Annotated in this window: 12 protein-coding genes; 8 read left to right on the forward strand and 4 right to left on the reverse strand. The window is 72.4% G+C overall.

Annotated features, from left to right (window positions below):
• The first annotated feature begins 19 nt into the window (after positions 1-19).
• The 5 genes from HS045_RS02360 to HS045_RS02380 all read left to right on the forward strand — a co-directional run bounded on the left by HS045_RS02360 (position 20) and on the right by HS045_RS02380 (position 5,055).
• Positions 20-1,363 carry an ABC transporter substrate-binding protein gene (locus HS045_RS02360; protein ID WP_196449519.1) on the forward strand — a complete coding sequence of 448 codons (1,344 nt, stop codon included), beginning with the start codon at positions 20-22 and terminating at the stop codon, positions 1,361-1,363.
• Positions 1,364-1,375: 12 nt separating this feature from the next.
• Entirely contained in the window at positions 1,376-2,959 is a 1,584-nt protein-coding gene (locus tag HS045_RS02365) for an ABC transporter permease subunit (protein ID WP_307827356.1), read from the forward strand.
• A complete protein-coding gene (locus HS045_RS02370; RefSeq protein WP_196449520.1) occupies positions 2,956-3,834 on the forward strand; it encodes a carbohydrate ABC transporter permease in 879 nt (292 codons plus the stop codon). The genes HS045_RS02365 and HS045_RS02370 overlap by 4 nt, the downstream gene beginning before the upstream one ends.
• A 146-nt stretch (positions 3,835-3,980) precedes the next feature.
• A complete protein-coding gene (locus tag HS045_RS02375) occupies positions 3,981-4,658 on the forward strand; it encodes a uracil-DNA glycosylase (protein ID WP_196449521.1) in 678 nt (225 codons plus the stop codon).
• A 43-nt stretch (positions 4,659-4,701) separates the two neighbouring features.
• Positions 4,702-5,055, forward strand: a complete 354-nt coding sequence (locus tag HS045_RS02380; protein ID WP_196449522.1) for a hypothetical protein — start codon at positions 4,702-4,704, stop codon at positions 5,053-5,055.
• A 142-nt stretch (positions 5,056-5,197) separates the two neighbouring features.
• Here HS045_RS02380 and HS045_RS02385 read toward each other — a convergent pair whose 3' ends face one another.
• Both HS045_RS02385 and HS045_RS02390 read right to left on the reverse strand, forming a co-directional pair.
• Positions 5,198-6,136: a hypothetical protein gene (locus HS045_RS02385; protein WP_196449523.1), complete on the reverse strand. Its 939-nt coding sequence runs from the start codon at positions 6,134-6,136 to the stop codon at positions 5,198-5,200.
• Positions 6,137-6,199: 63 nt separating this feature from the next.
• Positions 6,200-6,970 carry an SAM-dependent methyltransferase gene (locus HS045_RS02390; RefSeq protein WP_196449524.1) on the reverse strand — a complete coding sequence of 257 codons (771 nt, stop codon included), beginning with the start codon at positions 6,968-6,970 and terminating at the stop codon, positions 6,200-6,202.
• Positions 6,971-7,251: 281 nt separating this feature from the next.
• On the opposite strand from HS045_RS02390, the gene HS045_RS02395 reads away from it, so the two are divergent.
• The 3 genes from HS045_RS02395 to HS045_RS02405 all read left to right on the forward strand — a co-directional run bounded on the left by HS045_RS02395 (position 7,252) and on the right by HS045_RS02405 (position 10,044).
• Positions 7,252-8,334, forward strand: a complete 1,083-nt coding sequence (locus tag HS045_RS02395; protein ID WP_196449525.1) for a MerR family transcriptional regulator — start codon at positions 7,252-7,254, stop codon at positions 8,332-8,334.
• Between the two features lie 80 nt (positions 8,335-8,414).
• Positions 8,415-9,026 (forward strand): RNA polymerase sigma factor, encoded by a 612-nt coding sequence (locus HS045_RS02400; protein ID WP_196449526.1) that lies wholly within the window; start codon positions 8,415-8,417, stop codon positions 9,024-9,026.
• 28 nt (positions 9,027-9,054) lie between these two features.
• Positions 9,055-10,044: a DUF523 and DUF1722 domain-containing protein gene (locus HS045_RS02405; RefSeq protein ID WP_196449527.1), complete on the forward strand. Its 990-nt coding sequence runs from the start codon at positions 9,055-9,057 to the stop codon at positions 10,042-10,044.
• Here the strand turns inward: HS045_RS02405 and HS045_RS35735 are convergent.
• Together HS045_RS35735 and HS045_RS02415 are read right to left on the reverse strand one after the other, a co-directional pair.
• A complete protein-coding gene (locus tag HS045_RS35735) occupies positions 9,977-12,106 on the reverse strand; it encodes an MMPL family transporter (RefSeq protein ID WP_196449528.1) in 2,130 nt (709 codons plus the stop codon). The two genes, HS045_RS02405 and HS045_RS35735, sit on opposite strands and share 68 nt — an antisense overlap.
• A 363-nt stretch (positions 12,107-12,469) precedes the next feature.
• Positions 12,470-13,528, reverse strand: coding sequence for a Fic family protein (locus tag HS045_RS02415; RefSeq protein ID WP_196449529.1), 1,059 nt, complete (start codon positions 13,526-13,528; stop codon positions 12,470-12,472).
• Between the last annotated feature and the right edge of the window lie 46 nt (positions 13,529-13,574).

Raw genomic sequence — 13,574 nt, forward strand, 5'->3', positions numbered from 1 at the left:
AACAGGAGGTCTTCCCGTTATGCGCAAAACCATGATCACCGCGACGACCGCGGGGCTCGCCCTCGCACTCGCCGCGTGCGGCGGCGGATCCACCGGCACCACCGGCACCACCACCGCTCCCGCCGCGAGCGGCGGAGCCTCCTCCGCCCCCGCGGCGGCCAAGACCCTCGAAGGCGTGACCATCGAGGTCGCCGCCAAGTGGACCGGCCCGGAGCAGGAGAACTTCCAGAAGGTCCTGGACGCCTTCCAGGCCAAGACCGGCGCGAAGGTCACCTACTCCTCCACCGGCGAGGACACCGGCGCCTACCTCGGCCCGCGGATCCAGGGCGGCAGCCCGCCGGACGTCGCGATCCTGCCCCAGCCCGGCCTGGTCCAGCAGTACGCCGACGCCAAGTCGCTCAAGCCGCTCGCCCCTGAGGTGATCAAGCAGATCGACGAGAACTACACCCCGTACTGGAAGGAGCTCGGCTCGGCCGACGGCCAGGTGTACGGCGTGCTGGTCAAGGCCGCGCACAAGTCGCTGGTCTGGTACCGCGACCAGGCCTTCGCCGACGCCGGGGTGCAGCCCCCGGCCACCTGGGACGACCTGGTGAAGGCCGCCCAGACGGTCGCCGACTCCGGCACCCCGCCGCTCTCGCTGTGCGGGGCGTCCGGCTGGACCCTCACCGACCTGTTCGAGAACGTCTACCTGTCCACCGCGGGCCCGGAGAACTACACCAAGCTCTCCAAGCACGAGATCCCGTGGACCGACCCGAGCGTCACCACCGCGCTGGAGAAGATCGCCCAGCTCACCGGGAAGAAGGAGTACCTGCTCGGCGGCACCTCCGGCGCGCTGCAGACCGACTTCCCGACCTGCGTGACCCAGGTCTACGGCCAGGACAAGGCGGCGATGGTCATCGAGGCCGACTTCGTCGGCACCACGGCCGAGGAGTCGGGCGCCAAGCTCGGCGAGGAGGCCAAGTACTTCCCGTTCCCGAAGGCCGGTGAGACCGCGCCGGTCGTGCTGGGCGGCGACATCGCGGTGGCGCTGAAGGACTCCAAGGGCGCCATGGCGCTGCTGGAGTACCTCGCCTCCGCCGAGGGCGGCGAGGTCTGGGCCAAGCTCCCCGGCTACCTGTCCCCCAACCGCAACGTCTCCCCCGACAACTACCCGAGCGAGCTGACCAAGCAGCTGGCTCAGACGATCATCTCCGCGGGTGAGTCGGTCCGCTACGACATGTCCGACCTGGCGCCCAGCGCCTTCGGCGGCACCGACGGCAAGGGCGAGTGGAAGCTCCTGCAGGACTTCGTGCGCGACCCGTCGAAGATCAAGGAGATCCAGAAGAGCCTTGAGGCCGAGGCCGCCAAGGCCTGGAAGAAGTAGAAGGGACAGGCCGTGACCGAACGGTTGGACGGCCCGCAGGACCCCCGCGGCGACGACGGCGACGCCGTCGCCGCGGGGTCCTCCCCCGGACCACACCCCCCCTCCGCCGGATCCGCCGCGGACTCCCCCACCGGGACCGCCGCGGGTTCCCCCACCGGATCCACCGCGGAGTCCCCCGCCGGGACCGCCACCGGATCCGCCGCGGACTCCGCCACCGGATCCGCCGCCCCGTCCGCGGTCCCGTCCGTCGCCACCGCGGGACCGGCCGCGCCGGGTACGGCGAGCGCCCCGAAGCCCCCCCGGCTGGGGCCCTCGCCGGTCATGGCGGTCCTGTTCCTGCTGCCGGGCGTGGTGCTGCTCGGCGCGATGGTGATCTACCCGATCGTCTACTCCGCCTTCCGGAGCCTCTACGACGCCGGCGGCGAGACCTTCGTCGGCGTCGAGAACTACGCGACGATCTTCCAGGACGCCTCGACCCTGACCACCATCAGGAACAACCTGATCTGGGTCGTGGTCGCCCCGCTCCTGGTCACCACGCTGGGACTGATCTTCGCGGTGCTGACCGAGCGGATCCGCTGGGCGACCGCGTTCAAGCTGATCGTGTTCATGCCGATGGCCGTCTCCCTGATGGCCTCCGGCGTCATCTTCCGGCTGGTCTACGAGCAGGACCCGGACCGCGGCGTGGCCAACGCCGTCCTCAGCTCGGTCCGCGGCGTCTTCGGCTCCGGCGAGAGCTACCCCGACGCCCGGCCGCGGGAGAACGACCAGTCCCCGGTCACCGCCGCCCAGGGCGCCGTGGTGACCAAGGGGTCCGCCAAGCCCGGCCAGGCCGTGCTGCTGCCCCTGGTCGGCGTGAAGCCCGCCGACCTCGCCTCGGCCGCCGTCGCCCGCCCGGCGGGTTCGCCGGGGCCGGGCGAACTCGCCGGGACCGTGTGGTTCGACTTCACCCAGGGCGGGGGCGGGCGCCCCAACCAGGTGGACGGCTCCGAGAAGGCCCTGGCGGGCATGACCGTCGAGGCGGTCCGGGCGGGCGCCGGCGGCGAGGTCGCGGCCACGGCCGTCACCGAGGCCGACGGGACCTTCCGCCTCACCGGGCTGGCCCCGGGCGACTACACCGTGCGGCTCCCGCAGTCGAACTTCGAGGCCTCCTTCAACGGCCTGTCCTGGCTCGGCCCGACGCTGATCACCCCGGCGATCATCGGCGCGTTCGTCTGGGTCTGGGCCGGGTTCGCCATGGTGCTGATCGCGGCGGGCCTGTCCGCCATCCCGCGGGACGCGCTGGAGGCCGCCCGCATCGACGGGGCGACCGAGTGGCAGGTGTTCCGCAAGATCACCGTCCCGCTGCTCTCCCCGGTGCTGCTCGTCGTGTTCGTCACGATGATCATCAACACGCTGAAGGTCTTCGACCTGGTCTTCGTCATCGCGCCCGGATCGGTGCAACCGCAGGCCAACGTGATCGCGCTGGAGATGTGGCGGGTCTCGTTCGGCGGCGGCGGGAACCAGGGGCTGGGCAGCGCGCTGGCCATCTTCCTGCTGGTCCTCGTCCTGCCCTTCATGATCCTCAACATCCGGCGGTTCAGGAGGGACAACCAGTGACGACGACCTCCGCTCTCGGCGCGCCGCCCCGCGGCGTCCTGGGCCGGATCGCCGACCGGGTCGGCGGCGGCCTGGTCCAGGCGGTGCTGGTGGTGATCGGCGTGTTCTGGCTGGTCCCCACCCTGGGCCTGTTCGTGGTCTCGATCCGGCAGGAGACCGCCAACAACTCCAGCGGCTGGTGGACCGCGTTCACCAAGCCGGCCGAGTTCACCCTGCGCAGCTACACCGACCTGCTGGCCACCGGCTTCACCGCGTCGTTCTGGAACACCGTGGCCATCACGGTGCCCACCACGCTCCTGGTGATCGGCATCGCGGCCATGGCCGCCTACGCGTTCGCCTGGATGCGGTTCCCCGGCCGGGACGCGCTCTTCCTGGTGGTGGTCGGCCTGCTGGTCGTGCCGATCCAGATCGCGCTCATCCCGATCGCGAAGCTGTACGGCGCACTCGGCATCTTCGGCTCCATCCCCGGCGTGGTGCTCTTCCACGTCGCCTTCGGGCTCCCCTTCGCCATCTTCCTGCTCCGCAACTTCTTCGCGGGCATCCCCGGCTCGCTGCTGGAGGCGGCGCGGATGGACGGCGCGGGCGAGTGGAAGATCTTCTCGACCGTGGTGTTCCCGCTGGCCAAGCCCGCGGTCGCCTCGCTCGGCATCTTCCAGTTCCTCTGGGTCTGGAACGACCTGCTCGTCGCGCTGGTCTTCGCCAACACCGAGAACCAGCCGATGACCAAGGCCCTCCAGTCCCAGATGCGGCAGTTCGGGACCAACGTCGACATCCTGGCGCCGGGAGCCTTCCTCTCGCTGATCATCCCGCTGATCCTGTTCTTCGCCTTCCAGCGGTACTTCGTCCAGGGAATGATGGCGGGTTCCGTGAAGTAGGGAGGGCGTCCGAGGGGGGCAGGCCCGGTGCGGTCCGCGCAGGTCGCACGGACCGCACCGGGCCTCACGGCCCCGCGCCGGAGGAGCCGCACGCCTCCGGCGCGATCCCGCCCGTATTGTCGGTAGATCCCGATAGGGTGCCGCCCATGGCCGGACGTCCTTTGAACGAACTCGTGGAAGCCGGGTGGGCCGAGGCCCTCGCACCCGTCGCAGACAAGATCGCCGAAATGGGCGACTTCCTCCGCAAGGAGGTCGCCGAGGGCAGGCAGTACCTCCCGGCGGGGGAGCACGTCCTGCGCGCCTTCACACAGCCCTTCGACCAGGTCAAGGTGCTGATCGTCGGCCAGGACCCCTATCCGACGCCGGGCCACCCGATCGGCCTGAGCTTCTCGGTCGCGGCCGACGTGCGGCCCATCCCGGGCAGCCTGCGCAACATCTACAAGGAGCTCACCGAGGACCTCGGCCTCCCGATGCCGAGCAACGGCGACCTGACCCCCTGGGCCGAGCACGGCGTGCTCCTGCTCAACAGGGTGCTGACCGTCATGCCCGGCACGCCCGCCTCACACCGCGGCAAGGGCTGGGAGGAGGTCACCGAGCAGGCCATCAAGGCGCTGGTCGCGCGCGACCGGCCGATGGTGGCGATCCTGTGGGGCCGCGACGCCCGTTCGCTCGCGCCGATGCTCGGCGACGTGCCGCGCATCGAGTCGGCCCACCCGAGCCCCCTCTCGGCCCGCAGCGGCTTCTTCGGCTCCCGGCCGTTCAGCCGCGCCAACCAGCTGCTGGAGCAGCAGGGCGCGAGCCCGGTGGACTGGAAGCTCCCCTAGACTCCGGGCGGAGGGCTGCCGCGGGGCACTAGGATTCCTCATCATGAACGATGAATCCGGCACCGAGCGCTACCTGCGTCTGACGGTCGAGCTGACCGTGGAGGTGCTCGACATCGGAGCCCTCCAGACCGCCGCGCTGAAGGAGATCAACGACCCCGAGACCGATCTCGACGACGACGAGCGCAAGGAGCAGGCGGAGATGGTCTCCGCCGACGACAGCGGCGCCACGGCGCTGCAGTGGCTGATCGAGCCGGACCACGTCCTGGGGCTGATCGAGCACGTCGAGCAGATCGAGCCCCGCGAGGCCGTGCTGAGCGTCGAGCCCTCCGACGGCCCGTCCGACGAGGACGACGACGACCACGATCACGACGGTCACGGCCACGGTCACGGCCACTGAGATCTGAGACACCGCGAACCACGCAGGGGGCCGCACCCGTCCGGGTGCGGCCCCCTTCCCGTACGCGCGGGACACCGTACGCGCGGGACGCGGTACGCGCGGGACACCGTACGCGCGGGACGCGGTGCGCCCGCCGTACCGGTCAGTCCGCCAGCACGTCCTCGCGGCGGGCCTCCAGGGAGTCGCGCCGCCGGGCCAGCTCGCCGCAGCGGGCGGCCAGGCCGTCCACCGTGGCGCCCACCCACCGGGCCGTCTCGGCGACGGCCTCGCCGGTGCGGGCGATCCGCTGGTGCTTGAACGCGTCCATGACGATGTTGTCGAAGAACATGTCGGCGAACCAGCGGGTGTCCACCGCGGGCAGCGCCGGGGCGACGTGCACCCCGACGTCGGCGAGCTCGCGGGCGAAGGCGTCCAGCGCCTGCTGGGCGTGCCAGGCGGCCTCGTCGGCGTTGCGCAGGTGACCGTGCTCCACCATGTCGGCGAAGGTGCCGCCGCCCAGCATGTCCCAGGCGGAGGCGCCCCGCGCACCGCCGAGGCAGCGCAGGACCTGCCCGACCGCCTCGGCGGCGGCGGTGCCCGCCTGGCGCGCCTCCTCGTGCTCCCGCAGGTCGGCCGCGGTCTCGGCGAGCTCCCGGGCGAGCCGGGCGAGCTCGCCGCCGCGCGGGTCCCCGGCCTGCAGCAGCAGGCGCTCCTTGCGCTCCAGCAGCGCGGCGTACTCCTGCGGGGCCGAGCCGACCTCGGCCAGGCCGCTCTCCACCGCCGCCTGGTCCGACCGCAGCCAGCCGAGCCGGTTCCGCTGCCCCTCGATGCGCTGCCGTACGGCCTGCGCCTCGGCCCGCTCCCGGGCGAGCCGCTCCTCCCGGGAGCCGGTGAGCCCGGACAGGAACGCGGTGAACCCGCCCTCCAGCCGGGAGACGTCGTCCTCCTCCTCGGCGAGCTGGATCTCCAGGTCGCCGAGGAGCGCCTCGACCTCCTGGATCTGCGCGACCACGGCCCGGTGCTGCCCGGTCAGCCGTTCCAGTCGTCGCACGCGCTCGCGGGCGGTGCGCAGGTCATCGTCAAGGGCGTCGAAGGAGGTCACACCTGTAGGGACGTCCGAAAAGGGGAAATCGTTCCGCCCGCGCGGAACCGGGACCCCGGCGCGTCAGCGCTTGCGGCCGACCCCGCCCCAGCCGAGGATCGCCATGCGCTCCAGCACGTCGGGCGCGATGAAGGCGTCGTTGTCCAGGAGCTCGAAGTCGCCGAAGAAGCCCTTGATCTCCTCGACGGTCCGCGGGACCACGCCCGAGTTCGCCCGGGAGTAGACGTCCTTCATCCTGTCGGTGTCGTCGGCCCGGCGCTCGGTCATCGACAGGTGGGTGACCACCAGGAAGCTGCCGGGGGCCATCATCTCCCGCAGCTTGGCGACCTCGGCGTAGGGGTCGTCGAGGAAGTGCAGGATCGCCACCAGGAGCACGGCCACCGGCTCGTCGGGCTTGACCAGGCCGGTCGCCGCCGCCCGCTCCCAGATCTCCCCGGGGGAGCGCAGGTCGCCCTCGACCATGGCGACCGTGGGGGTGCTGGCGAGCAGCGCCCTGCCGTGCACGCAGACGACCGGGTCGTTGTCGACGTAGACGGTGCGCGCCTCGGAGGTGACCGCGTGCGCCACCTCGTGCACGTTCTTGCGGGTGGGCAGGCCGGCGCCGATGTCGACGAACTGGCGGACGCCCTCCTCGGCCGCCAGGTGGCGGACCACGGTGCCGAGGAACTCGCGGTTCATCCGGACGCCGTCGCGCGACTCGGGGAAGGCCTTGAGGATCTGCTCGGCCGCCGCGCGGTCGACGGCGAAGTTGTCCTTGCCGCCGAGCATGAAGTCATAGATCCGGGCGACGTTGGCCGTGCTCACGTCGATCCCGTGGGGGTTCCGATCGCTCATCACAGCCGCCTCACCCTGCTGTCCCACTCGCCGCGGACCGGCATTTCCGTAGATCGTAGCCGACACTCCACCACCTCGGAGGTCACTAACGACATTGCTCTCTTTTCTGTCTTAGGGCACAAAAGCCTCAGTCATTCCCGGCCCTCCCCTCCCCGGGACCGGCATCCCGCCGGCCGCCCGGTCCGAAGACACCTGTGGGGAACGGGCCCGGCCTCCACCTGGCAAGCTGGGCCGGGACTCCGCGAGGACGCCGCCGGGAGGCCGTGAGGAGAGGGGGACGGATGACCGCCGAGGACGGGCCGGACTACGGCATCGGAGCCGTCGCGCGCCGGCTCGGCGTGCCCGCCCCCACGCTGCGCACCTGGAACCTGCGGTACGGCGTCGGCCCCAGCCGCCGCAGTCCCGGCGGCCACCGGCGCTACGACACCGCGGACCTGCGGCGCCTGGAGGAGATGAACCGGCTGATCCGGTCCGGAGTCCCGGCCGCCGACGCCGCCCGGCACGTCCTGGCGGCCCGGCCCGTCCCGACGGCCGCCGCGAACGCGACGGACGCCACGGACACCGCGAACGCCACGGACACCGCAGGCGCGGACGCCACGGACGCCGCAGGCGCGGACGCCACGGACACCGCAGGCGCCACGGACGCCACGGACGCCACGGACACCGCGAACACCGCGAACGCCACGGACGCCGCGGACGCGACCGGCGGCGGGGTCCCGGCGCCGGAGGCCGGCCCGCAGGTCCCCACCCCGGCGATGCTGACCCGGGCCGCCGTCGCCCTGGACGGCGAGGTCGTGTCCGGCTGGATCGGCGCGGCCCTGGCCCGGCACGGCGTCCTGTGGACCTGGGAGCACCTGGTGCTGCCGGTGTTCGCGGCGATCTCCCGGCGCCAGCTGGAGACCGGGGCGGCCGTCGAGGTCGAGCACCTGTTCTCCGACCGGCTGGCCGCCGCGCTGGCCCCGCTGTCCAGGCGGCCCCGGACGCCGGTCAACGAGCGGCCGGTGCTGCTCGCCTGCGCCGAGGACGAGCAGCACAGCCTGCCGCTGCACGCCCTGGCCGCCGTGCTGGCGCTGGACCACGGGGTCGAGACGCGCGTGCTGGGCGCGCGCACGCCGTACTCCGCGCTGGCCGACGCGATGCGCCGCCTGGGACCGGCGGTGGTGTTCGTCTGGTCCCACCAGTCCTCCACCGGCGATCCCGCGCCGCTCGCCGCGCTCCCCGCCCTCCGGCCTCCGGCCCGCGTCCTGGCGGGCGGCCCGGGGTGGCGCGACGGGCTGCCGCCGTCCGTCCCGCACGTCACGTCCTTCCGCGACGCCCTCACCCGCGTCTCCGCCGCCCTGCACCGCTCCCCCACACCCCGCTGACCGCGGCCTGCGGTTGCGATCACCTCACTCGGAGGCGTATGAATAAGTTTTGAATAGGTTTTCTCGGAAAGAAGGCCGCCATGACGGCACAGATCGCTACAGAGATCACCACGGAGATCACCACGGGGATCACCACGGAGCCCGCCGCAGAGCCCGCCGCGGACGCCGCGGGCACGAGCCTCAACGCCCGGCTCGCCGCCGGCGACGAGGCGGCGCTGGAGGAGTGCCTGCGGGCGCACACCGCCCTCATCCGCTCATACCTGCGCAAGTACGTTCCGCCGCAGGAGGTGGAGGACGTGCAGCAGGTGGTCTTCGCCGAGGTGTGGCGCTCCCGGCACCGCTTCGACCCGCTCCGCAGCCTGCCCGCCTGGCTGCTCGGCATCGCGCACAAGCGGGCGGTGGACCACCTGCGGGTGCGTCGGCTGCACACCGTCCCGCTGGAGAGCGCCGCAGAGCCGTCCGGGCCCGCCCAGGCGGCCGACGGCGACGGCCTGGCCGACCGGGACGAGATGCGCCGGGCCCTGGCCGAGCTGCCCGCACCCCAGCGCGAGGCGATCGAGCTGGCCTACTACGGCGAGCTGACCCAGCGCGAGATCTCCGAGCGGCTGGGCGTCCCGCTGGGCACCGTCAAGGCCCGCACCGCCCGGGGCCTGCGCAGGCTCTCGGACATCCTCACCCCGGCCGCGGCATGAACCCCGGCCTCAGCGGCAGGAACCAGATATGGACATAAATCACACAACCGCCACGAATCACCATGGCGAGGACGCGGTCCGGCCGCGCGTCGCGGTCTCCAGCTGCCTGATCGGCGAGATGGTGCGCTTCAACGGCGGCCACAGCCGCGACCGGTTCCTCAGCGGAGAACTGGACCCCTACGTCGACTGGGTGCCGATCTGCCCGGAGATCGCGATCGGTCTGGGCGCCCCGCGCGAGACCCTCCGGCTGGAGCGCTCCCCCGACGGGCCGCACCTGGTGACCCGGCGGAGCGGGCGCGACCTCACCGCGAGCATGACGGACCTGGCGGCCGAGCGGGCGCGCACCCTCGACGTGGACGGCTACGTCTTCAAGTCCAAGAGCCCCAGTTGCGGGATCCACGGCATCCCCGTCTACGCGGGCGACGCGGCCGTGGACCGCAGGAGCCGCGGCGTGTTCGCCGGCCGGATCCTCGACGCCCACCCGCTGCTGCCGGTCGAGGACGAGGGGCGGCTGCACGACCCGCTGATCAGGGAGACCTTCGTCGAGCGGATCTTCGCCAACGCCCGGCTCCGGGCCCTGCTGCAGAGCGACTGGCACCCGCGCGACCTGATCGCCTTCCACTCCCGGCACAAGATGCAGATCCTCTCCCACGACCCGGAGGCCTACCGCGAGACCGGCCGGATCGTGGCCCACGCGGGCGTGCTCGGCCGCGTCGAGCTGGCCGCCCGCTACGCCGAGGCCTTCCGCAGGGCCTTCGCCCGCAAGCCCAGCGTCGGCCGCCACGTCAACGTGCTCCAGCACTGCGCCGGCATGATGAGCGACCTGCTGGACCCGGTCCGGCGGACCGACCTGGCCGAGGTCATCGCCTCCTACCAGGCCGGCCTGGTGGCGCTCAGCGTGCCGCTGGCCCTGATCCGGCACAACGCGCGCGGCTCGGCCGCCGCCTACGTCAGGGACCAGACGTACTTCGCACCGTTCCCCGAACGGCTCCGCCTGCGCAACCACGTTCCCGCGTGAGCCCGCGGTCCGGCCACCACATCCACCGGCCCACGTCCAGGGTCAGCGCGGTGAGCAGGACCGAGCGGACCACGAAGGTGTCGAGCAGGACGCCGAACGCGACGACGAAGCCCAGCTCGGCCAGGACGATCAGGGGCAGCACGCCCAGCACGGCGAAGGTGGCCGCGAGCACCACGCCCGCCGAGGTGATCACCCCTCCGGTGGCGGACAGGCCGACGAGAGCGGCCCGGCGGGTGCCGCGCACCGCCGCCTCCTCCCGGATCCGGGTGATCAGGAAGATGTTGTAGTCGACGCCGACCGCCACCAGGAAGACGAAGGCCAGCAGCGGCACCCCGGTGTCCACGGCGGCGAAGCCGAACAGCTCCGTGAAGACCAGGCCGCTCACCCCGAGCGCCGCCGCGAAGGACAGCACCACGGTGGCCATCAGCAGCAGCGGCGCGACCAGCGCACGCAGCAGGACCACCAGGATCACCAGGACGACCCCCAGGATCAGCGGGACGACCACCCGCAGGTCCCGCTCGGAGGAGAGCCTGCCGTCCAGGTCGACCGCCGCCGTGCCGCCGATCCGCGCGCCGGGGATCTCCCGGAGCCGCTCGACCGTCGCTGAGGCGGCGGCGCTGTCCGGCGCGTCCTTCAGCGTGCCGCGCAGCAGGACCTGCCCGTCCGCGCTCTCGGGGGCGGCGTCCGGGCGCTCCCCGCCGGTCTCCTCCCCGCCGTCCGGGCGACCGGCTCCCGCGCCCTGCTCCTCCGCCCGCTCCCCGATCCGCTCCACGCCCGGGTCGGCGGCCACCGCCGCGGCGATCCGCCCGGCCTCGCCGGAGGGGGCGAGCACCAGCAGCGACCCCTCCTGCCCGGTGCCGAAGCGCCGCTCCAGGACCTGGGCGCCGCGCACCGACTCCGGCGCCGTCCGGTAGGCGTCGGCCTCCGCCAGCGGGCCGACCGCCGTGAGCGGCAGCGTCAGCGCCATCGCGCCCAGGACCGCTGCGGTGCCGATCCAGACGACGCGAGGACGGCGGGCGATCACCCGGCCGACCCGGTCCCAGAGACCGGACCCGGTCTGCGCCGCCCCGCCGTACACGGGGATCTTCGGCCAGAACACGCCGCGGGGGAAGACCACGAGCAGCGCGGGCAGCAGGGTGAGCATGGCGGCGAGCGCGCAGGCCACGCCGACCGCGCAGACCGGGCCGAGCCCGCGGGTGGCGTTCTGGTCGGCCACCAGCAGGCAGCAGAGCCCGGCCGCCACGGTCGCGGCGCTGGCCGCGATCGCCGGGGTGGCCCGGCGCAGCGCCAGGGCCATCGCCTCGTGGCGGTCCTCGTGGACGGCGAGCTCCTCGCGGTAGCGGGCGACCAGCAGCAGCGCGTAGTCGGTGGCGATGCCGAACACCAGCACCAGCAGGATGCCGCCGCTCTGCCCGCTCACGGTCAGGCCGGCGTACTCGGCCAGCAGGTAGTTGCCCGCCCGGGAGCAGGCCAGTGCCACGCCCGCCGAGAAGAACGGGATCAGCCAGAGCAGCGGGCTGCGGTAGGTGACGAGCAGCACCAGGACGACCACGGCCGAGGTCGCCGCCAGCAGCGTCGCGTCGATCGACCCGAAGACCTCGATCGCGTCGGCGCTCTGCCCGGCCGGGCCGGTCACGTACGCCCGGTCGCCGGTGATCTCACGGATCCGGTCGACCGCCGCGGTGAGCACGTCGTAGTCGCTCCCGTCGAGCGGCACCACCACCTGCACGGCCCCGCCGCCGGGGGCCGGGACCGGCGGCGACACCCGCCCGGCGACCCCCTCCACCCCGGCGAACCGCTCCGCGTCGGCGGCGGCCTCCGCCACCGGCCGCCCCTCGTAGACCACGATCGCCGGGACCCGGTCGCCGGCCCCGGAGGCGCGCTGCGCGTTCTGCACCGCGGTGGACTCGGCCCCGGAGGGCAGGAACGACGCCGGGTCGTTGCGCTGCACCTCCTCCAGCCGGCCGCCGAGCACGCCCGCCCCGGCCGCGACGAGCAGCCAGATCACCAGGACCACCCACTTGCCCCTGCGCCCGCACACCGCCGCGCTCAGACCCCGCACCGCGCCCGCCCCCCGCACCGATCGTCACCGTTCACACGGGGTTCTTCGCCGCCGCGGCCCCCACGGTTGCAGCCCCGGAACGGACCGTCCCGGACGGCTCTCCCCTGCCAGGGATCGGTTACACCACGGGGACCGCCGGACGCCGGAACAGAGGCATGTGAGCAGCGTCCATGCGATACCTGCATAGTGCTATGCAGGTATCGCATGGACGGCGCCGCTTCTTGGGCCGGGGACCCGAAGCGGATACGCCGAGCCGAAGATGCGCCGCCTGTCGATCTTCGCTCAACAGGTTTCCGGCGTCTCCCAGAACGCCCGGTTCTCCAGCGCCTCCACGATGAGCAGGTTCATACATCCATCGATCGGCTAATTGAACTTATCAACTTCGCGCTCCGCCTCCGCTGTCTCTGCTCGCCGTCGCTGCTTGGTCGCGCGGTACGCCTCGACCGACTTGCGGGTCGACCTCCAGACACCGTCCGGGCCGTGTACCGCGTTGAGGCGGCCACGCTGAGCGGCCTGCCGGAGTGCGGCCAGAGAGAATTCCTCGTCCACCAGCGCCGCCAGCGGCACCAGGCGCGCCGGACCCGCGACGTTCGGGACAATGAACCGGTTGAGGTTCTCCTCCATCGCCCGGGCGATCAGCTCTCCCAGGGAGCCGCAGTCTCCCGCGTCGGCGCGGCGCAGCGCAGTGAGATAGGCGGCACGCTGCCGCTTCATGATGATGATCGGAGGGTAGCCGAGGCGCACCAGGACCAGATTCAGGACCAGACGCCCGGTACGGCCGTTGCCGTCGATGAACGGGTGGATCCGCTCGAACTCGGCGTGGATCCTCGCCAGTTCCTCCGGAAGAGGACGGCTCAGGGCTGCGCCGGATTCGATCTGCTTTCCCAATGCGCAGGCATCCGCGACCCACTGCCCCAGCAGGGAGGGGACCAGAGGCCAGTCCGGTGGAGTCATCCCTTCGGCGAAAGGTTCGATGTCGTGCTCGCGGAAGTTCCCCGGTCCTTCTCGCTCGGTCGCGTCGGGGTGAGGTGCCACATCCCACACGGGGGTCATCGCGGCGTGGTGGATCCTACGGACCTCATTGAGCGTGATCAGGTTTCCGTCGTGCCACACGTCTGGCTCCAGTGCCTGGCCGTACACCCACTGGGCCGCGTCACCGTAGCCTTGGACCTCGTTGTATTCGCGCAGCGACTTCGCTCCGACCGCCCGGCCCTGGTCGAGGAGGGCCCGGACCTCGCGGAGAACGAGGGTGTTACCCTCCAGCGCGGTGGAGTGATGAGCCTCCTGATGCCAGATGTCGTCCCAGATCTCCCGGGCCTCGTGCGGGCTGGGCAGGCCGCCGAGGCGTTGGTTGAGCTCGGCGAGCGCCCGGTCCAGCCTGCCGTAGACAGTGGCACGGCTCGGCCGCCCTCTCCCCGTCATGAACCGTCCCTCATGGAAGTTGATACACCTCACGGTCAGCCAATTG

Origin of the sequence: Planomonospora sp. ID82291 (genome assembly GCF_015711645.1) — a bacterium.
Taxonomy (GTDB): Bacteria; Actinomycetota; Actinomycetes; order Streptosporangiales; family Streptosporangiaceae; genus Planomonospora.

Coding starts and splice junctions, on each gene's coding strand:
- HS045_RS02390 (WP_196449524.1), bottom strand. CDS start 6,970: ATGAGCGATCGGAACCCCCACGGGATCGACGTGAGCACGGCCAACGTC.
- HS045_RS02400 (WP_196449526.1), top strand. CDS start 8,415: ATGACGGCACAGATCGCTACAGAGATCACCACGGAGATCACCACGGGG.
- HS045_RS02380 (WP_196449522.1), top strand. CDS start 4,702: ATGAACGATGAATCCGGCACCGAGCGCTACCTGCGTCTGACGGTCGAG.
- HS045_RS02360 (WP_196449519.1), top strand. CDS start 20: ATGCGCAAAACCATGATCACCGCGACGACCGCGGGGCTCGCCCTCGCA.
- HS045_RS02415 (WP_196449529.1), bottom strand. CDS start 13,528: ATGACGGGGAGAGGGCGGCCGAGCCGTGCCACTGTCTACGGCAGGCTG.
- HS045_RS02405 (WP_196449527.1), top strand. CDS start 9,055: ATGGACATAAATCACACAACCGCCACGAATCACCATGGCGAGGACGCG.
- HS045_RS02375 (WP_196449521.1), top strand. CDS start 3,981: ATGGCCGGACGTCCTTTGAACGAACTCGTGGAAGCCGGGTGGGCCGAG.
- HS045_RS02395 (WP_196449525.1), top strand. CDS start 7,252: ATGACCGCCGAGGACGGGCCGGACTACGGCATCGGAGCCGTCGCGCGC.